Here is an 18,289-nt window from a genome sequence, read left to right on the forward strand (position 1 = left end):
CTAGCGACTATCTGCCTTTAAAGACCGGTGGGCGATTTTCGATGCGGGCGGCGCGGGCCTCCTGCACGTCGTCACTGAGCCACGCAGCGTGCAGTGCGTCGAGTTGCTCGGGCGACTGCTCTTCCATCGTTCCGTCGTCGTTGAGGACCATCTTCATATGACGCAAGGACAGTGGTGCGAGGTTGGCGATGCGATGCGCCCATTCCTGGGCGTCGTCGAGGGTGCCGATCTTGTTGGCAAGTCCGCGGTTGAATGCTTCTTCGGCGCCGATCTGTTCGATGCCGAGGAGAATAGTGCGAGCCGGGCCGCCGCCGACGAGTGATGCCAACCGTCGCATCGTCCATTTGTCGACAGACACGCCAAGCGTCGCCGCCGGAATGCCGAACCGCGCGGCCGGGGCGACAACGCGCAGGTCGGAGGCTATGGCCAACTGTGTGCCTGCGCCGATGGCTGGGCCGTTGACCGCTGCGATCACCGGGATCGGTGCCGTGTCGATCGAGCGGAGCATCTCGAAGAGTCGGTCGGTGAAGCCTTCCATGTACACGTCGCCGGACAGGTCGGCACCGGCGCAGAATGCGGATCCCTGGCCGGTGATCACGATGACATGAGCACGATCTGCGACGGCGGTATTCACCGCGTCCTTGATCGCGATGCAGAGTTCCGCACTGAGCGCGTTGCGACGCTCGTGACGCTGCAATTCAATGGTCACGACATTGCCGTCACGGGAAGTCCCGATCATGTCCGCTCACTTTCATTTCTGGAAGGCTCGTGCGCAAGGGTAGACGCGAGGGTTGACCCGAATGCAGTTTGCCGACCACGTAGTTCTCTCACCGCAGAGTTCTGCGCATCAGGAGGTTAGATTACCGATGAGTACGAACGACAGTGACGAGGGACGCAGCGAGAGCGTTGATGTCGACATCGTGGTGATCGGCGCCGGCCAAGCCGGATTGTCCGCGGCGTACTACCTCCGCAAGTTCTCCGTTGTGCCCGAATCGGGATTTGTCGTGCTCGATCACGCAGCAGGCCCCGGCGGCGCCTGGCAGTTCCGGTGGCCGAGCCTGACCTTGAGCACTGTCAACGGAGTTCACGACCTCCCAGGCATGTCATTTGCGGAGACGACAGGGACCGACGCCGAGCAGGTGCCGGCGTCGGTTGCGGTCCCCCATTACTTCGAGTTGTACGAGAAGCAATTCGAGCTGCCCGTCCACCGCCCCGTCCATACGCGAGTGGTGTGCCCGCGGCAGGAACGTCTCCGAATCGAGACCGATCACGGCGTGTACGCGGCACGCGGGCTGATCAATGCGACCGGAACGTGGGAGCGCCCGTTCATTCCCTACTACCGCGGCGCCTCATTGTTCCGTGGACGCCAGTTACACACCAAGGACTACTACTCGGCCCACGAGTTCGAGGGCAAACATGTTGTGGTTGTCGGCGGCGGCATCTCCGCTGTGCAACTGCTCGACGAGATTTCACAGGTCACGACCACCACGTGGGTGACGCGCCGCGAGCCGGAGTTCCGCGACGAACCGTTTTCCCCGGAGATCGGTCGCGATGCCGTCGCCATGGTCGAGGAGCGGGTACGACGCGGTTTGCCGCCAGGATCGGTGGTGTCGGTCACGGGGTTGCCGGTGACTCCAGCCATTCGCGCTGCCAGGGAACGCGGCGTGATGACACGCCGACCGATGTTCTCGGAAATCCTCCCGCACGGGGTGCGATGGGCTGACGGCAGCGCCATGGATGCCGATGTCATCTTGTGGTGCACCGGGTTTCGAAGTTCGCTCGACCATCTCGCGCCTCTTCGTCTGCGCGGTACCGGCGGTGGAATCGAGATGGAAGGTCGCCTCGCCACCCAGGTTGCATCCGATCCTCGTGTGCATCTGGTGGGCTACGGCCCCTCCTCGTCGACAATCGGCGCGAACCGCGCCGGCCAGGCAGCCGCAGCTGAGTTGACGACTTTCCTCGAACTTCGCTGATCCAGCTTCCATTTGGCTACGTTTGCCCGATTCGTCCATAACCTGTTCAGCAGGACATTTTCAGCCCAAGGCCCGGAATCCGGCATGCTCCTAGCCTGTCGCGAAACAGTCTGTTACCGTTCAGCTAACCTTTCTTCGACTGCGTGCACTCGGAGGAGTGCGTGCAGTAACCCATCAGGGGGACTGGGCGAGGGGCAATTACGAAGGGGAAGCGGTCCGCATGAAACACGATGCACACACAGCAACCTCCTGGTGGTCGATCGGCGAATGGCGCCTCGGTTGGAAGGTCGTCGCGGTCCTTGCCGTTCCGATGCTCATCGCCGTCGTACTCGGCGCCTTCCGGATCCAGGCCGAACTGGCCGAGGCCTCGAGGCTCAGTTCCTCATCCGAACGAGTGCTCGCAGTCCCCGCGGCACTCCATGTGGAGGAAGCACTGTACGACCTCGCGGTCGCATCCTCAGATGGCACTGAAACAACCACTGCCACAAGGGCAGTGAACAATTCCATGCAGGAACTGGTCACCGCCGGTCGCTCGTTCCAGGCCGACGACGTACTCAACGACAAAGTCGCCCGAGCGCTGGAGGACAGCAACTCCATCGTCGAAGAAGTGGCCGCGGGCGCCGTTGCACCCGCCCGGCTCGTCACACTCGTCAATGAGGTGTCAACCAACATCTCGAGTGCATTCACGGGCGTCATCAATACATCCCAGAGCCCCATTCTGCGTCAGCACGGCGGCGAGTTCTCGTCCCTGTGGGAAGCCCGTCGGGCATTGTCCGATCAGCGCGTTCTGTTCGGTTCCGGCCGCCTCGACCAACAAACGCGCACCGCGCTTGCCACCACCGCCGGCGTGGAACTCGCGGCACTCGACAAGGTGCTCCCACCAGACGAATCCGACAGCTCACCGACCACGGTGGCCGTCAACGCGCTTCGTACATCCGCACAGAGTCGCATCGCCGAAATCGGCGCGACCTCGTCATCGTCCCCGCTCAGCAGCCAGATCGATATCGGACTGCAAACCAGCAGCGACCAGTACGACGACGTCACCGACGCAGCCGTCGACCAGTTCAGCGCCAGCGTGACCGCCGAATCCAACACCGCCCGAACCGCAGCTCTGCGCGACACTGCCCTGGTTCTCGGCGCGGTTCTCGCCGCACTCGTGATCGCGTTGATCATCAGTCGCTCGTTGGTCGATCCCATCCGGCGCCTGCGGTTCGCGGCACTGCAGGCATCACGACGCGGACTGCCCGAGGCCATCGAACGAATCCGCTCCGGCGAAAAGATCAGCGACCTCGAAATCCCGCGTGTACCGGTCCACACTCACGAGGAAATCGGTCAACTCGCTCGCGCGGTTGACGATATGCACGGGCAGGCCATCAGCCTGGCAGGCGAGCAGGCAACCCTGCGACGCCAAGTCAACGACATGTTCGAAACACTGTCACGCCGCAACAAGTCCCTCGTCGAACACCAACTCGGCCTGATCGAGCAACTCGAGCAGGACGAAGACGACCCGAAGCGTCTCGAAAACCTCTTCCGCCTCGACCACATCGCGGCACGAATGCGACGCAACGGCGAGAACCTACTCATCTTGTCCGGCACCGAAAGTCGCCGCGGTCGCACTGCGCCGATCCAGCTTGCCGACGCTCTCCGCGCCTCCGTCTCCGGAGTCGAAGATTACCTTCGCGTCGGACTCGGCCAGATGCCGTCCGCCGTCATCACCGGACAAGCCAGCGCAGACGTCGTGCACATTGTCGCCGAACTCCTCGACAATGCGCTGCGATACTCACCGCCGGAATCGACCGTGACCATCAACGCAGCTCGCACCAACGACAGTTCCATGCTTGTGGAAGTTGCCGATCTGGGACTCGGAATGTCCACCGCAGATCTTGTCGACGCCAATGGACGCCTGGCTTCGGGCGGCGAGATGACCCCGGACACTGCCAGGCACATGGGACTGTTCGTCATCAGCCGGATCAGCCTGCGACACAACATTTCTGTTCGGCTGCGTCCCACCGGCAATGCACCAGAGCGCGCCGGCATCACCGCCTCGATCCTTCTGCCCGCGGCTCTGCTCGAAGCACATCCGTCGGACACGGTGACTGCACCGCATCCAAGCCCCGCCCACCTGGGTGCTCCGGTCCGGAATGCTGCTCCCGTCCAGGCTCCTCCGGTATCAGCTCCTCCGGTATCAGCTCCACCCGTCCGCGCTCCCGAACCTGCAGTAGCCGAGCCATATTCGATGGGCGCGCAAGCACCCACCCTGTCCGCTACGGGACTTCCTCAGCGTCAACCGGGCAACACCGTCAGAGCGGTCATGCCGCCTCCCGTCGACGGCGCCCCGACATCAGCGGCCTCTCAACTCGGCGCAGTATCGCCGGTCGACGCGCTCGGGTTGCCACGTCGCACACCAGGTGCCAGCGGGGCACCCGGAATCGGAGATCCCGTCTCAGCAGCGCCGACGCCCGAACCGGGTGCATCCCCTGCCGAGCGCTTTGTCGCTCCGACAGAAACTGTTTCACCGGAGCCAAGCGCCGAACCGGCACCGCGGCACCGGCTCAGCTCCCCCACACCGACCAACACCGCGGCATTCTTCTCCTCCCGTGCGCGCGACGGTTTCCCACCACGTAGCGGCGCACGCACCACGGAATTTTCCGATCCGCCCGTCGCCGCGGCACCGGCCGCATCACCGATCTATGCCCGCATGGTGTCCGAGTGGCTGGTCGACCCGACAGCGGGGACAGCCTCCGCCACAGGCGAAGCCGCCTGGACCACCGAAGCCGACCAGGGGTGGCTTGCAGCCCGAGCGTCGTTCGAGTTGCCCGTCACCAGAATTGCCGACTCCGGTCTCCCCATCCGTGATCGTGGTGCGAGGTTGGTTCCCGGTACTGTCGGCGGCACCAATGCCCCGGTGCGCTCGGGCACTCACCGCCAGAGCACGGATCCGGAGAACGTCAGACGCGGGTGGAACGACTACCAATCCGGCGTCAGTCGCGGCCGGCGTCGTAGCACTGAGAACACCGTCGGGTCGACCACGCCACGTGGTGCGAATGTGCGCAACGATGAAGGAGAACAGTGAATTCAGTCGGAGCCCAAGAGACTCCTCGCTCACTCGACTGGTTGGTTTCGGGTTTCGCCCGCGACGTGCAGGGAGTGAGCCACGCGATCATCGTCTCGGCCGATGGATTATTGAGTGCTGCGAGCACCCACCTTCCGGTCGATCGAGCTGACCAATTGGCCGCTGTGACTTCGGGACTCGCCAGCCTCTCCGCCGGTGCGTCGCGGTTGTTCGACGGCGGTGCCGTCCTGCAGTCAGTTGTCGAGATGGAGAACGGTTACCTGCTGCTGATGGGTGTCGGCAGCGGCGCCTATCTGGCCGCGCTGGCCGTCGCGGGATGCGACATCGGTCAGATCGGGTACGAAATGGCCACTCTGGTCGACCGAGTCGGACCCACGATGGACATTGCCGCTCGTTCGGGTCGGGATTCCTGATACTCATGTCCAACCACCCCGAACGCGTTGACCCCGAACCGAGTCTGGTTCGTCCATACGCGCTCACCGAAGGCCGGACACAGCCGTCCATCGACCTCCCCATCGAAGCGATTGTCGCGACGATGGAGGATGCCGTCGCCGGGCACCTTGCGCCTGAGGACATTCGCGCCTCGATAGTCTCCCTCTGCGAGCAGCGGATCTCCATCGCGGAAATCGCCGCGCACCTTGGTGTTCCGATCGGGGTGGCCCGGGTCCTGGTGGCAGATCTGATCGTCGCCGGGGCATTGGAAGTACAAGCCACTCTGCGAAGCGATGCGACTGCGGTCGAGCGCCGCGAATTGATCGAAAGGACCCTCAGTGGACTTCGGGCACTCTGACGCATCGTCTCGCGTCACCTCGACGAAAATCGTGATCGCCGGCGGCTTCGGTGTCGGAAAGACCACCCTTGTCGGGACGGTCTCCGAAATCGTCCCGCTGCGCACCGAAGCATTGGTGACCGACGCCAGCGACGGTATCGACCACCTCGGCGCGACGCCGAACAAGGACACCACAACAGTCGCAATGGATTTCGGCCGCATCACACTCGCCGACGACCTGGTCCTCTATCTCTTCGGCACACCTGGTCAACGACGGTTCTGGTTCATGTGGGACGACCTCATCACCGGCGCCATCGGAGCTGTCATCCTTGTCGACACACGCCGCCTCGAAGACAGCTTTGCCGCTGTCGACTTCTTCGAAGCACGCGGTTTACCGTTCATCGTGGCAGTCAACCGTTTTGACGGAGCTCCCATACATGCCGCGAGTGACCTTCGTCAGGCTCTTGCGCTTCCCAACCGCGTACCGATGATCGAAATCGACGCGCGTAACCGGGAATCCGCGAAGCAGGCTTTGATCACGATCACCGAGTACGCGCTCGAACGTATCGCGGCAGCAGCACTGTACTAACACCTCGGACAACAACGACTCTAAGGAACTCCGCATGTCGGATGAAATGCACCATTTCTCGATGGGAATCTGGCTGCTCGGACTGGCGTTCGCCGTTGCAGTCTCGGGATCGGTCATCGGATTGGCGTGTACCCGACACGGCGCAGCGGCCACCCACCCTCGGGCGCGCATGCGCTGGTTGTTCATGGGTGCACTGTCCATCGGTGGTGTCGGTATCTGGTTGATGCACTTCATCGCGATGCTCGGGTTTGCCGTGCCAGGCAGTCCCATTCGCTACAGCCTGAGCTGGACGATCATTTCGGCGCTGATGTCCGTAACCGCGGTATTTGTCGGTTTGTTGATCGTCGGCACCGAATTCCGCTGGTCGAGGCTCCTGGCCGCCGGCTTTCTCGTCGGCGTCGCGGTCAACATCATGCACTACACGGGTATGCGGGCCTTGCGGTTTCAAGGCGAGATCAACTACAACATGTACTTCGTCGCGCTCTCGCTTGTGATTGCCATTGTTGCCGGCACCGCCGCGTTGTGGTTCACGATGGTGATGGAATCCACCGTCATGCGATTGATCGCCGGTGTGATCATGGGTGTCGCCGTAGTCGGCATGCACTACACCGGGATGGCCGCGGTGGAGGTTGTCCACGACACGTCCGCTCCCGCCCCCGTCGGGCTCGAGGTGTTCGCGTTCCTCTTCCCCGTCTTTGTCATCGGGCTTCTTGCGATGGCAGTGCCGATCGTCGCCGTCCTGACGGTGCCTGATCGCGAGATCGCCCGCATGGATTCCGCTGCAGACGATCTGGCTTTCGAAGCACGCGAATTTGCAACTGGGAACTGAAGTCGCACAACCGCGACTAACCGTGGCCGTACAACTTGTCGTATGCGGCCTTCTCGGCGTCGTGGCGAGTGACCTTTTTCGGATTCTCCAGATCCGCGGGTAGTCCGTGTCGTTCGAGACGACGAGACCTGTTCTGCGCCATGTAGGAAACGGAATAGAACAACGCCAGCAATACACCGAGAAGCACCATGGACGCCCTCAGTGCCCATGGCCCTGGGAAGAGCATGAAGACCGCAAAGACCGGCAGGAAGGGCACCATGCTGCGGACAAGGTGCCGGGGCACGGCCCAATCGCCGATCAGATCGTTGCGAACCCATTCCTGCATGGAATCCGGCAACCTACGACCGAACGAATAGCCAAGCCACTGAAGAGGGTTCGGTGACGCATGTTGTTTCCCGGCGGGCGCGGCAGACATATCCTTGCCTTTCATTGGTCCAATGCTCCAGCGCGCAACGCGGCTTCATTGACCCGCGTCAACACTGTGTGAAGTTCTTCGAGTTCAGCCAGTCCCACACCAAGCTTCTCCACCACTGCCGGCGGAATCTTCTCCGCCTCGCTCCGCAAGGCTGCACCAGCCTCGGTGAGATCGACGTCGAGTTGACGCTCGTCCGCCCGGCTGCGCGTTCGCGTGATCAGACCGGATGCCTCGAGGCGTTTGAGAAGCGGTGACAGAGTGGGCGAATCGAGCTGCAATGCCTGTCCGATTTCCTTGACCGCCATCGGAGCCTTGCCCCACAGCGCCAGCATCACAAGATACTGGGGATGCGTGAGACCCATGGGCTCGAGCAACGGACGGTATACGGACAGCACCGCCCGGTTCGCAACGGCGAGCGCAAAACACACCTGGCGATCGAGCGCCAGTGGATCGGTGAGCGACTCCTGCGTGGTCATGACTACACCGTAACAGATTAGTTAGTGCGATAACTAATACTGCACTAACTAATCTTGGGACAACCACCGTCCGGAATAGACCCGGAGCCGGTCACGTTGAACCAACGCGTGACTCTTTCCCCCACTTCGAACGCACCCGAGGCCTCCGCGTTGCGCGGCCTCTTCCAGCCCTTCGAGGTCAAATCACTCTCGTTGCGTAACCGCTTTGCCATGGCCCCGATGACCCGCGCTTTCTCCCCCGACGGAATTCCCGGCGCCGACGTCGCCGAGTACTACCGTCGTCGCGCAGCGGGAGGTGTCGGCCTGATCATCACCGAAGGCACATATATCCCTGACCCTGCCGCCGGCCCACATACCCGAGTACCGCGTATCTACGGCGACTCGAGCCTCGACGGCTGGCGCTCGGTTGTCGACGCCGTCCACGCCGAGGGCGGATCCATCATTCCGCAGCTGTGGCATCTGGGTGTCGAGCGCGGCGAGAACTCTCGCCTCAATCCCGACGTGGAGACGGTCAGCCCTTCCGGGCTCGCACTCGACGGCACGCGCTTGGGACGAGAATTCACCGCATCGGATCTCGAAACACTGAAGCAAGCCTGGGTCGACGCTGCCCTCAACGCGCAGAGTACCGGATTCGACGGCCTGGAACTACACGGCGCACACGGTTATCTGCTCGACGAATTCCTTTGGGCTGGAACCAATGTCCGCACCGATGCGTACGGCGGATCACTCGAAGCTCGAACCCGCTTCCCCGCTGAGGTTGTCGCTGCCATTCGAGAGGCCGTCGGAAACGAGTTTGCGATCGTCTACCGATTCTCGCAGTGGAAGTCCGGTCGGTACGACGCCCGGATCGCCCAGAATCCGGCGGAACTGGAGCGCATTCTCACTCCTCTGGTCGACGCCGGGGTCGATGTGCTGCACCCGTCTACGAGGCGGCACTGGGAGCCGGCATTCGCCGAAATCGACGGCGATGACGGCAAACTCGGACTCGCAGGCTGGACGAAGAAGTTGACTGGCCTGCCCACCATCACAGTGGGATCTATCGGGCTTGATTCCGTATTCACCACGGCCTTCACCGCTGATGCTGCGTCCGCTGTCACCGGACTGGAGCGTCTCGAAGCTCAGTACGACGACGGCGAATTCGACATGGTTGCCATTGGACGCGCCCTGCTCGCCGACCCCGAATGGGTGGAAAAACTGCGCACCGGACGCACCGATGAACACATCGCTTTCAGCGCAGAGCACCGCACACATCTGAACTGACTCGACACGGCAAACGGCACTCCCACCCAACGGTGGGAGTGCCGTTTGCCGTGTTGTTCTAGCTACCGAACACCGCCGGATCCGGACCGATTCGGCCGGCCGGATCATCAAGCGCTCCAATGGCATTGATCTCGTCCGGCGTCAATGCAAATCCGAAGACGTCGAAGTTCGCCTTGATGCGCTCAGGCGTCACCGACTTGGGAATCACGACGTTGCCGATCTGCAGATGCCACCGAATCACGACCTGAGCCGCCGTGACGCCGTGGGCGTCAGCGATTGCCGTGATGACGGAATCCGTGAGCAGCGTGCCCTGGCCGAGTGGACTCCACGCCTCCGTGGCAATCCCCTTGCCGGTGTGGAAGGCACGAAGCTCGGACTGGTTGAACTTGGGGTGAAGCTCGATCTGATTGAGGACCGGCACCTCACCCGTCTCGCCGATCACCCGTTCGAGATTGTCGACGGTGAAGTTCGAAACACCGATCGACCGCACTCGTCCGTCCGCCTTGAGCTTCTGGAATGCCTTGAACGTCTCGACGTAGAGATCCTTCGACGGCACCGGCCAGTGGATCAGGTAGAGGTCGAGGTACTCGAGGCCGAGGCGTTCCAGACTCGCGTCGAACGCAGCCAGCGTCGACTCGTATCCCTGATCGTCATTCCACAGTTTGGTGGTGATGTAGAGGTCTTCGCGGTTGATACCGGACTCGGCAATCGCCTGCCCGACGCCTGCTTCGTTGCCGTAGATCTTGGCGGTGTCGATACTTCGATAACCAGCCTGCAAGGCGGTTGATACGGCGTCTCGGGTTTCGTTGTCCGGCACTTGGAAAACACCGAATCCCAAAGCTGGGATGGCCTTGCCGTCTGCCAGCACGATGCTCGGAACGGTGGTCGTGTCTTGTGGTTCGGTCATACCTACGCAACGCGGCACCTCGGCGCAGTGTTCCCGCACAACCCCCCTTGTTCTGCCCGAAAAGCCCGTCTACCTTGGAGAGCGTGCCTTGAAATCTCCTCGAGAAAAAGGGACTGTGATGCATATCCCCTATCATCTCGCCTACAAAGTAGGAGTGACTCCGTGGGAGCACACCCGGCGAGGTTTTGATACCCAACTGTCCGCTCTACTCGACGCGATTCCCGTCCCCGACAATGGGCGCGCCCTCGACATCGGATGCGGGACCGGCGCACATTCCATCGAGATGGCAAAGCGTGGCTGGCAGGTCACCGGCGTCGACATCGAACAAGAAGCATTGGACAAAGCCCGGATCCGTGCCCGCGAGGCACACTCGACCGTTCGATTCCTGCACGAGGACGCCACCGATCTTCACATAGCCGTGGACGCCGGTCACATGCTCGTCCTGGACGTCGGTTGCTTCCACGGACTGGGTGATCTCGATCGCCGTCGCTATGCGGAGTCCGTCAACGCCATCACGGCACCGGACGCGTCGTTGATCATGTTCGCCTTCAGCCCCGGCCATCGGTGGCCGATGCCGCATGGCGTGTCGAAGGCAGATGTGGCCAGGGCCTTCGACGGTTGGACCATGGTGTCGAGCGACCCGGCCGATATGGCCGACGCGCCGTTGCCTGCCCGTGCGGCTCATCCATGCTGGTACCACCTGGTGCGGCGCTGACGCTGTGCGCCTTTATTAACCGCCCGCGGTTAATAAAGGCGCACAGCACAGGGGATACTTCACGTGTGACTGCAACACTGCGCATCAGCGGACTCTCAGCTTCCCGGGGAGAACGCACCCTGTTCTCCGATCTCGATCTCACCGTCGCTCCCGGCGATGTCATCGGACTTGTCGGCGCAAACGGCGCGGGCAAGTCGACGCTCCTGACCGCGCTGGCGGGAACCGGGACGGCTGATGTGGAAGGGTCGATCACCCTCAGCCCGCCAGACGCCGCTGTCGGCTATCTGGCGCAGGAACCCGACCGTATCGCCGGCGAGACCGTGCTCGAATTCCTGGGCCGACGCACCGGTGTCACGCACGCCGAGGACGTCATGAACGCCGCAGCGGAAACCCTCGCGGATTCCGAAGAGGATCTGTATTCCCCGGCGCTCGAGCGGTGGCTCGCACTCGGCGGCGCAGATCTGGTGGAGCGCGCCGAAAAAGTTGTCGACGAACTGGGCCTAGGCGTCCCCCTCGACGCGCACATGACGGCCCTGTCCGGCGGTCAGGCGGCCCGGGCCGGCCTCGCGTCGCTGTTGCTCTCGCGCTACGACATCCTGCTGCTCGACGAGCCCACGAACGATCTCGATCTGCGCGGACTCGAGCAACTCGAGCGCTTTGTCGCCGAAACGCGGGCGGCGCTTGTTGTGGTGAGCCACGACCGCGAGTTCCTTTCACGCACCGTAACCGGAATCGTGGAACTCGATCTGGCACAACAGAATATCGCCGTCTACGACGGTGGCTACGAGTCCTACCTCACTGAGCGTGAGATTGCCCGCCAACACGCGCGTGAGGCGTTCGAAGAATATGCGGGCACCAGGTCCGAACTCGAAGATCGCGCCCAGATGCAGCGCAACTGGATGGAACACGGCGTCCGCAATGCGCGCCGTAAGGCCAAGGACAACGACAAGATCGGCCGCGGATTGCGTACCGAGTCGACGGAAAAGCAAGCGGCAAAAGCCCGTCAGACTCAGCGCCGCATCGAGCGTCTCGAGGTCGTGGAGGAACCCCGCAAGGAATGGGAGTTGCGCATGGAGATCGCGGCCGCTCCGCGATCCGGGTCCGTGGTCGCAACCACCAACGCTGCCAAGGTCACTCGCGGCCAGTTCACCTTCGGGCCCGTCACGACGCAAATCGATTGGGGTGACCGCATTCTCATCACCGGCGCCAACGGCGCGGGCAAAACCACCCTGTTGAACGTCCTACTCGGCAAACTCGCTCCGGACGAGGGAATCGCTTCCCTCGGATCCGGTGTCGCGATCGGCGAGATCGATCAGGCCAGAGGGCTCTTCGAGGGCGATCAGCCGGTGGTCGAGGCTTTCGGCGCCCAGGTCCCGGAGTGGCCCGACGCCGATGTCCGTACCCTCCTCGCCAAATTCGGACTACGCGGGCATCACGTACTGCGGTCGGCGGCGTCTCTCTCCCCCGGCGAAAGAACCAGGGCTGCACTGGCTTTGCTCCAAGCCCGCGGGGTCAATCTCCTCGTGCTCGACGAGCCCACCAACCACCTCGACCTGCCGGCAATCGAGCAGCTCGAGCAGGCGATGGAATCTTTCGAGGGCACGTTGCTTCTGGTCACTCACGATCGCCGGATGCTCAGCTCCACTCGCAGCACCCGGAAGTGGCGGATGGACGACGGGCAACTTTTCGAGGAGTAACGGTTTTCGAGGGGTAGAAGTCGCGCGCTTGCGCAGACATAACGCGTGTGCAACTATTTATCCGGCGCACGCAATAGTTGCATGCGCGTGATAGGTGCCCGCGGCCCATAAGGCCGTCGCCGCACCGCGAGCCTCGAAAGGACCCACGATGTTGTCGATACCCGACCGCACACTGACCCACGGAACCACCGGCGAACCGATCACCATTCCGCAACTCGGTTACGGCGTGTTCCAAGTTCCGGACGAGCAGACAGAAGATGTCACCGCCACCGCCCTCGACCTGGGATATCGCCACATCGACACCGCGTCGATCTACGGAAACGAAGCCGGCGTCGGCCGCGCAATCGCAGCCGCCGGCATTCCCCGGCAAGACCTGTTTGTCACCACCAAATTGTGGAACGACGATCAGGGCCACGACCGCACACTGGCAGCGTTCGACACCAGTTTGAGCAAGCTGGGCCTGGACTACGTCGACCTGTACCTGATCCACTGGCCGGCACCGAGCAAGGGCCTGATCGCGCAGACCTGGGCGGCATTCGAGGAGATTCTCGCGTCCGGACGTACCCGGGCAATCGGCGTCTCCAACTTCCTCCCCGAGCACCTCGATCTACTGGCAGAGCGCAGTTCGGTTACACCAGCCGTCAACCAGATCGAGCTGCACCCCAGGCTGGCGCAGCACGCGTCACGGAAGTACGCGCAGGACCGCGGCATCGAGATCGAGGCGTGGAGCCCACTCGGCCAGGGCACGATCCTCGACGATCCGACTATCGTCGACATTGCCGGCGCGCTGGGAAAATCCCCGGCACAGGTGATCTTGCGCTGGCACATCGAGCAGGGCCATACCGTACTGTCCAAGACGGTGACACCGCAGCGCATGCGCGACAACGCCGACATCTTCGACTTCGCTTTGGGCGCCGATCAGTCGGCCGCCATCGCCGCACTGAACACGGACAGCCGCGTCGGCCCCGATCCGCTCGAATTGAACTGAGCCGAAAAGTGATTCAGGAATCTTCGCGCGGCGCCAATGCAAGCAGGACCGCATCGACGGCCTGTTCCGCAAGGTACACATCCAGGGGCAGATGCCGGAACAGCGCCCGGTAATAGACTGGCGCCGCCAGTGCGTCGAGCACAAAGTCCAGATCGAAGTCCGCACGAATCTCCCCGCGGGCGCGCGCCGATTCCAGCACTGCCGCAGTGGAATTGCGTCGCGGCTCGAAGAAAGACTCACGGAAAGCGCAGGCCAGTTCCGGGTCTGCCGCCAGATCCGCAACCAGAGCCGGGAGCACGGAGCCGACAACGGTGTCTCGCAGTCCCACAACCACAGTCGTGATGCCGGCGATCAGATCAGCACGAAGATCGCCGGTGTCCGGCGTCGGATGAATACCGATCTGCCCGGCCACCACATCGACAACCAGATGCCGCTTGGACGGCCACCGCCGGTAAATTGCGGGCCGGTGAATACCGGCCCGCGATGCGACGGATCCGATCGACAGTTCGGCATAACCCTTCTCCGCCAACAACTCCAAGGCTGCCGCAATGACGGCGTCGTCGATTCGGTCGTCTCGTGTGCGCACCATTTACAGCACCGGCCGCAGCATCAGGACAGGCCGTGGCATCAGGACCAGGCGCCATCCGTCGGGATCCTCGAAGGTCATTCCGCCGTTCTCGATCCAGTACGGATTCTCGGACTCGACCGGTTCATGCCCGGCCTCCCCCAAACGTTGCACCACCTCGTACATCGCGGACTCTCCGGTGAAGTACAGAACCAGCAGATTGTCGCGGGTGGGCGCCGGACAGGGACTGCCATCTTCATGGGTTGTGAATTCGAGGTGATAACTCGCATCCGGCAGTCCCAGCATGATGCCGTCATATCCCGCATGCCCGGAAAATCGATACAACTCGGCAAAGCCCACACAATCGCGATAAAACGCAGCCACCTCGGCAAGCCGGTCGGTGGGGCGCGCGATGCGCACTTGGACAACGGGAAGTTCTGTAGGCCAGGTCGTCATATCTAAACGGTACAGTACGTACCGTAACAACCTCTAGAGACGATCATTCTCCGGAAACGGCGCCGTGGGCATGAACCGCGGACGAGCGAAGAGCACCGACAGATTGGTCGGCTGAGACTCCACCGGACGATCCGACCGGTACAGCAAAGCCTGCTGCGGCGTGCTCACCCATTCACACACGAAGATGTCGCCGATACGCAGCACCGGAACGTGCGAACCATCCTCGAGACGAACCGTCACGTCGGCGTGCGCGTCGGACTGCCCGTACACCACCCACCAGGATTCGCCCTCGACGTCGCCAGGAGTGTGCTGCCCGATGCCGATAACGGCCCCTTTTTCCATCGGCACATGCCAGACCTCGCCACTCCCGCGTTGCCCCACGCTGTAATTACTGTCCTCGCGCACGCAAACCACAACGCCGGACTTTTCGAGTACCAACTGATCGACAGCCATGTCGCAAACCCTAATCCGGTCGGCCCACACCGGCAGGACTTCTGAAATTGCAATTCTTGACAATTTGTTGGGTTTTTACAACACTTTGATGTATGAGCCCAGTCCGGCGGGGAGATGCGCTCCCCATCTTCAATCGCATCGGCGTACTTCGTGCCGAGCGGAAGATGAGTCGGGCGCAACTGGCACACCTTGTCGATGTCAATCCCCAGACCGTCGGCGCACTCGAACGCGGCGACCACTACCCCAGCCTGGATCTCGCGTTCCGCATCTGCGATGTGTTCGATCTCCCCGTGGAAGCGGTGTTCTCCCGCACGGAGTTCAGCCCCCTGTCCACTGAGGTCTACCGGCTGTCCACCGAGGTCTACCGATCGGGCCGACTCACCGAAGGGAGCGAAAAGAACAGTGTCCCCACAAAATCCGAAACAACAGAATCCGAATGAAACGAATCTGATCGACCGCTACCAGGCACGCCGTACCCGACAGTTCCTCGCAAATGAGGAGATTTTCCGCCAGTGGTTGCCCAAGTGGCGGACACGTCGACGCCGACGCCTGCTCGTGATCGCACTCGGCGTCGTGTTCGCCGCGATGACCGTCTCGGCAGTCGCATTTCTTTTCAACACCACCGTGGCTCCATTGCTCTGGATACCGCTCACCTTCGTGTTTCTGCCCTTGTGGACATCAGTGCAAGTGGTCTCGGGACGCCAAGGCGACGCACCACGTGACGCACTCGACGAATGGGAGATTCAGCAGCGCAACAGTGCCCGCTCCATCGCACTGACCGTGACCCAAACGTTGGTCTTCATTGTCGCGATATTCCTGATTTTCACCTCGACAGTGGGGTGGAATGTAGAGAGACTGGCGTACTCGGGAGGTGGGATGGCAATCACCGCGATGCTGATCGGCGCATGTACACCGGCGATGATCCTCACCTGGACTCAGCCCGATCCGGAACCCGGCGACATGGACTGGACGGGACGCAGACCGAATACCCCGCACTACCGAACCTGAGCATTCGACCACTGGGAAGGAACCATGCCAGCCACCCTCACGATCGACGGCATCTCCAAACGCTACGGCGACGTCGTTGCACTCGACAACCTCAGCTTCAAGGTACATCCAGGCGAAATCTTCGGGTTTGTCGGTAGCAACGGCGCCGGGAAAACAACAACCATGCGCATCGCGCTCGGAGTGCTGGCAGCCGATTCCGGAGAGGTACGTCTCGGCGGTAAACCCGTCGACCTCGATGTCCGACGCACCATCGGGTACATGCCCGAGGAGCGGGGGCTGTATCCCAAGATGAAGGTGGGCACCCAATTGTCCTACCTCGCAGAACTACACGGCCTGTCCAAGGCCGACGCGCGGGCGGCAACAGAGCGGTGGACGCAGCGATTGGACATAGCCGGCCGGGTCAAGGACACCGTCGACTCACTGTCGTTGGGCAATCAGCAACGCGTCCAACTCGCTGCCGCCTTGGTGCACGACCCCGCGGTCCTGGTTCTGGACGAACCCTTTTCGGGTTTGGACCCGGTGGCTGTCGACGTCATGAGCGAAGTCCTGGTCGAGAAGGCGCGTACCGGTGTGCCCGTCATCTTCTCGAGCCACCAACTCGAACTGGTGGAGCGCCTGTGTGATCGCGTGGGCATCATCAGCCGGGGCAGCATGCGCGAGATCGGAACGGTGGACGAGCTGCGCGGTAAGGGTAATGCCCAACTCGAAGTGCATGCACCCGACGCTCCCGCAGGCTGGGCTGATCACCTCATCGGCGTCTCGGCGATCAGCCACGGCGGTGGACGGACACTCCTGAGCGTCGACGCCACCGCTGACGATCAGCAGATCCTGCACGCCGCGCTGAAAACCGGTCCGGTTCACGAATTCACCCGTCGACGACCGTCGTTGACTGACCTGTTCCGCGAGGTGGTTGCAGCGTGAGTACGCAGTTGAGTGGGGCACGCGCCATCGGGTTGGTTGCGCGGCGCGAATTCACCACGCAGATAGCCAAGAAGAGCTTCCTGATCAGCAACATCATCATCTTGATCGCGATTGTCGGTGGCATCATCGGCATTTCGCTGTTCTCCGGAGGCGATGACAGCAAGTCCACGATCGGTGTGGTTGGCGATCAGTCGCTCTCACAGACTCTGGTCTCTACCGGCGACGCGATCGGCACTCCGGTCGAGATCACGGAATACAGCGATGAGCAGACCGCCCGAACCGATGTGAAGGACGGAAACCTCGACGTTGCAGTCGTACCGGGCAACGGCGGTAGCGTCACCGTCATCACGAACAAGGAAATCGACACCAATCTCCGGGTGGTTGTCGAGAGTTCGGTTGCCCAGCAAGCGCAGTCGGCCGCGTTGACGGACGCGGGAGTCGATCCAGGGCAGCTTGCCAGCGCGACGGCAGCGGCCACGGTCACCGTCGACACTCTCGATCCACCCGACCCCGAACAAGGCCAGCGCATCGCGCTGTCCGTTGCCGCGGTGGCACTGTTGTACATGCAGATCATGTTGTTCGGCACCTATGTGGCAATGGGCGTCGTGGAGGAAAAGTCGAGTCGCGTTGTCGAACTGCTACTTTCGACGCTTCGGCCGTTGCAGTTGCTGTGGGGCAAGGTACTCGGCATCGGCGCGGTGGGACTGCTTCAGCTGGCTGCCTACGCTATAGCCGGAGTCGGCACGGGTCTGGCAACCGGGTTGCTGACTGTGACCGGAACGGCGATCGGCGTACTGATCGGCACCATCGGCTGGTTCATTCTCGGGTTCGCGTTCTTTGCCGTTCTCTATGCCGCCGCGGGTTCCATGGTGTCGCGGCAGGAAGACGTCAATGCAACGGCCGCACCACTGGTGATCCTCATCGTGGCGATGTTCGGTATCGCGTTCTCCACTGTCGGTAATCCGGACGGAACGCTGAGCAATGTTCTCAGTTGGATTCCGCCGTTCTCCGCCATCCTCATGCCGCTGCGCATCGCTGCGGGGGTGGCAACGCCATTCCAGATCGTGGGCACCATCGTGCTGATGCTCACCGTGACCGTCATCTTCTCGATGATCGCGGCAAAGATCTACCAGCGCTCCATCCTTCGCATCGGCAAGGTCGTCTCGTGGAAGGAGGCGTTCGGCCGCTGATCCGG

General features: G+C 62.3%; 21 protein-coding genes. 14 read left to right on the plus strand and 7 right to left on the minus strand.

From position 1 onward, the window contains the following. Nucleotides 1-7: 7 nt before the first annotated feature. A complete protein-coding gene (locus ACFRFQ_RS24760; RefSeq protein ID WP_378663589.1) occupies nucleotides 8-739 on the minus strand; it encodes an enoyl-CoA hydratase in 732 nt (243 codons plus the stop codon). Between the two features lie 127 nt (nucleotides 740-866). Between ACFRFQ_RS24760 and ACFRFQ_RS24765 the strand changes: the two genes are divergently transcribed. From ACFRFQ_RS24765 to ACFRFQ_RS24790, 6 genes are all read left to right on the plus strand, one after another. Beyond that, nucleotides 867-1,973: an NAD(P)-binding domain-containing protein gene (locus ACFRFQ_RS24765; RefSeq protein WP_378663592.1), complete on the plus strand. Its 1,107-nt coding sequence runs from the start codon at nucleotides 867-869 to the stop codon at nucleotides 1,971-1,973. A 220-nt stretch (nucleotides 1,974-2,193) separates the two neighbouring features. Further along, nucleotides 2,194-5,046 (plus strand): ATP-binding protein, encoded by a 2,853-nt coding sequence (locus ACFRFQ_RS24770; protein ID WP_378663595.1) that lies wholly within the window; start codon nucleotides 2,194-2,196, stop codon nucleotides 5,044-5,046. After that, a complete protein-coding gene (locus ACFRFQ_RS24775; protein ID WP_378663598.1) occupies nucleotides 5,043-5,459 on the plus strand; it encodes a roadblock/LC7 domain-containing protein in 417 nt (138 codons plus the stop codon). Before ACFRFQ_RS24770 ends, ACFRFQ_RS24775 begins: the two co-directional genes overlap by 4 nt. A 5-nt stretch (nucleotides 5,460-5,464) precedes the next feature. Next, nucleotides 5,465-5,836, plus strand: a complete 372-nt coding sequence (locus ACFRFQ_RS24780) for a DUF742 domain-containing protein (RefSeq protein ID WP_378663601.1) — start codon at nucleotides 5,465-5,467, stop codon at nucleotides 5,834-5,836. Further along, nucleotides 5,817-6,404 carry an ATP/GTP-binding protein gene (locus tag ACFRFQ_RS24785; protein WP_033234142.1) on the plus strand — a complete coding sequence of 196 codons (588 nt, stop codon included), beginning with the start codon at nucleotides 5,817-5,819 and terminating at the stop codon, nucleotides 6,402-6,404. The genes ACFRFQ_RS24780 and ACFRFQ_RS24785 overlap by 20 nt, the downstream gene beginning before the upstream one ends. A 34-nt stretch (nucleotides 6,405-6,438) precedes the next feature. Continuing rightward, on the plus strand, nucleotides 6,439-7,233 hold the full coding sequence (locus ACFRFQ_RS24790; RefSeq protein ID WP_378663603.1) for an MHYT domain-containing protein: 795 nt from the start codon (nucleotides 6,439-6,441) through the stop codon (nucleotides 7,231-7,233). Between the two features lie 16 nt (nucleotides 7,234-7,249). Here ACFRFQ_RS24790 and ACFRFQ_RS24795 read toward each other — a convergent pair whose 3' ends face one another. Together ACFRFQ_RS24795 and ACFRFQ_RS24800 are read right to left on the minus strand one after the other, a co-directional pair. Further along, nucleotides 7,250-7,663, minus strand: a complete 414-nt coding sequence (locus ACFRFQ_RS24795; protein WP_378663606.1) for a DUF5313 family protein — start codon at nucleotides 7,661-7,663, stop codon at nucleotides 7,250-7,252. Beyond that, a complete protein-coding gene (locus ACFRFQ_RS24800; RefSeq protein ID WP_033234140.1) occupies nucleotides 7,660-8,124 on the minus strand; it encodes a MarR family winged helix-turn-helix transcriptional regulator in 465 nt (154 codons plus the stop codon). Before ACFRFQ_RS24800 ends, ACFRFQ_RS24795 begins: the two co-directional genes overlap by 4 nt. Nucleotides 8,125-8,232: 108 nt before the next feature. On the opposite strand from ACFRFQ_RS24800, the gene ACFRFQ_RS24805 reads away from it, so the two are divergent. After that, nucleotides 8,233-9,384 carry an NADH:flavin oxidoreductase gene (locus ACFRFQ_RS24805; RefSeq protein ID WP_378663608.1) on the plus strand — a complete coding sequence of 384 codons (1,152 nt, stop codon included), beginning with the start codon at nucleotides 8,233-8,235 and terminating at the stop codon, nucleotides 9,382-9,384. Nucleotides 9,385-9,442: 58 nt separating this feature from the next. On the opposite strand, the gene ACFRFQ_RS24810 is transcribed toward ACFRFQ_RS24805, so the two are convergent. Beyond that, entirely contained in the window at nucleotides 9,443-10,291 is an 849-nt protein-coding gene (locus ACFRFQ_RS24810) for an aldo/keto reductase (protein WP_378663610.1), read from the minus strand. Between the two features lie 118 nt (nucleotides 10,292-10,409). Between ACFRFQ_RS24810 and ACFRFQ_RS24815 the strand changes: the two genes are divergently transcribed. The 3 genes from ACFRFQ_RS24815 to ACFRFQ_RS24825 all read left to right on the plus strand — a co-directional run bounded on the left by ACFRFQ_RS24815 (nucleotide 10,410) and on the right by ACFRFQ_RS24825 (nucleotide 13,691). After that, entirely contained in the window at nucleotides 10,410-11,006 is a 597-nt protein-coding gene (locus ACFRFQ_RS24815) for a class I SAM-dependent methyltransferase (protein ID WP_378663613.1), read from the plus strand. A gap of 65 nt (nucleotides 11,007-11,071) precedes the next feature. Further along, nucleotides 11,072-12,703 (plus strand): ABC-F family ATP-binding cassette domain-containing protein, encoded by a 1,632-nt coding sequence (locus ACFRFQ_RS24820; protein ID WP_378663615.1) that lies wholly within the window; start codon nucleotides 11,072-11,074, stop codon nucleotides 12,701-12,703. 148 nt (nucleotides 12,704-12,851) lie between these two features. Next, nucleotides 12,852-13,691 carry an aldo/keto reductase gene (locus tag ACFRFQ_RS24825; RefSeq protein WP_378663618.1) on the plus strand — a complete coding sequence of 280 codons (840 nt, stop codon included), beginning with the start codon at nucleotides 12,852-12,854 and terminating at the stop codon, nucleotides 13,689-13,691. A 13-nt stretch (nucleotides 13,692-13,704) separates the two neighbouring features. On the opposite strand, the gene ACFRFQ_RS24830 is transcribed toward ACFRFQ_RS24825, so the two are convergent. From ACFRFQ_RS24830 to ACFRFQ_RS24840, 3 genes are read right to left on the minus strand one after another with little or no spacing between them, the layout of a single operon-like run. Beyond that, complete coding sequence (locus tag ACFRFQ_RS24830; RefSeq protein ID WP_378663621.1) at nucleotides 13,705-14,280, minus strand: TetR/AcrR family transcriptional regulator; 576 nt, start codon at nucleotides 14,278-14,280, stop codon at nucleotides 13,705-13,707. Then, entirely contained in the window at nucleotides 14,281-14,712 is a 432-nt protein-coding gene (locus ACFRFQ_RS24835; RefSeq protein ID WP_378663624.1) for a VOC family protein, read from the minus strand. 33 nt (nucleotides 14,713-14,745) lie between these two features. Next, nucleotides 14,746-15,165, minus strand: a complete 420-nt coding sequence (locus tag ACFRFQ_RS24840; protein ID WP_378663627.1) for a hypothetical protein — start codon at nucleotides 15,163-15,165, stop codon at nucleotides 14,746-14,748. A gap of 92 nt (nucleotides 15,166-15,257) precedes the next feature. Between ACFRFQ_RS24840 and ACFRFQ_RS24845 the strand changes: the two genes are divergently transcribed. The 4 genes from ACFRFQ_RS24845 to ACFRFQ_RS24860 are packed head-to-tail and all read left to right on the plus strand — an operon-like array spanning nucleotide 15,258 to nucleotide 18,284. Next, nucleotides 15,258-15,605: a helix-turn-helix transcriptional regulator gene (locus ACFRFQ_RS24845; RefSeq protein ID WP_378663630.1), complete on the plus strand. Its 348-nt coding sequence runs from the start codon at nucleotides 15,258-15,260 to the stop codon at nucleotides 15,603-15,605. Next, nucleotides 15,568-16,173, plus strand: a complete 606-nt coding sequence (locus tag ACFRFQ_RS24850; protein ID WP_378663633.1) for a hypothetical protein — start codon at nucleotides 15,568-15,570, stop codon at nucleotides 16,171-16,173. Before ACFRFQ_RS24845 ends, ACFRFQ_RS24850 begins: the two co-directional genes overlap by 38 nt. 24 nt (nucleotides 16,174-16,197) lie before the next feature. After that, nucleotides 16,198-17,094: an ABC transporter ATP-binding protein gene (locus ACFRFQ_RS24855; protein WP_378663635.1), complete on the plus strand. Its 897-nt coding sequence runs from the start codon at nucleotides 16,198-16,200 to the stop codon at nucleotides 17,092-17,094. Beyond that, the gene (locus ACFRFQ_RS24860; protein WP_378663638.1) at nucleotides 17,091-18,284 is read left to right on the plus strand and encodes an ABC transporter permease; all 1,194 of its coding nucleotides are present in this window, start codon (nucleotides 17,091-17,093) and stop codon (nucleotides 18,282-18,284) included. Before ACFRFQ_RS24855 ends, ACFRFQ_RS24860 begins: the two co-directional genes overlap by 4 nt. Nucleotides 18,285-18,289 lie beyond the last annotated feature (5 nt).

It is taken from the genome of Rhodococcus sp. NPDC056743 (assembly GCF_042790355.1).
In the GTDB taxonomy this organism is placed as follows: domain Bacteria; phylum Actinomycetota; class Actinomycetes; order Mycobacteriales; family Mycobacteriaceae; genus Rhodococcus_F.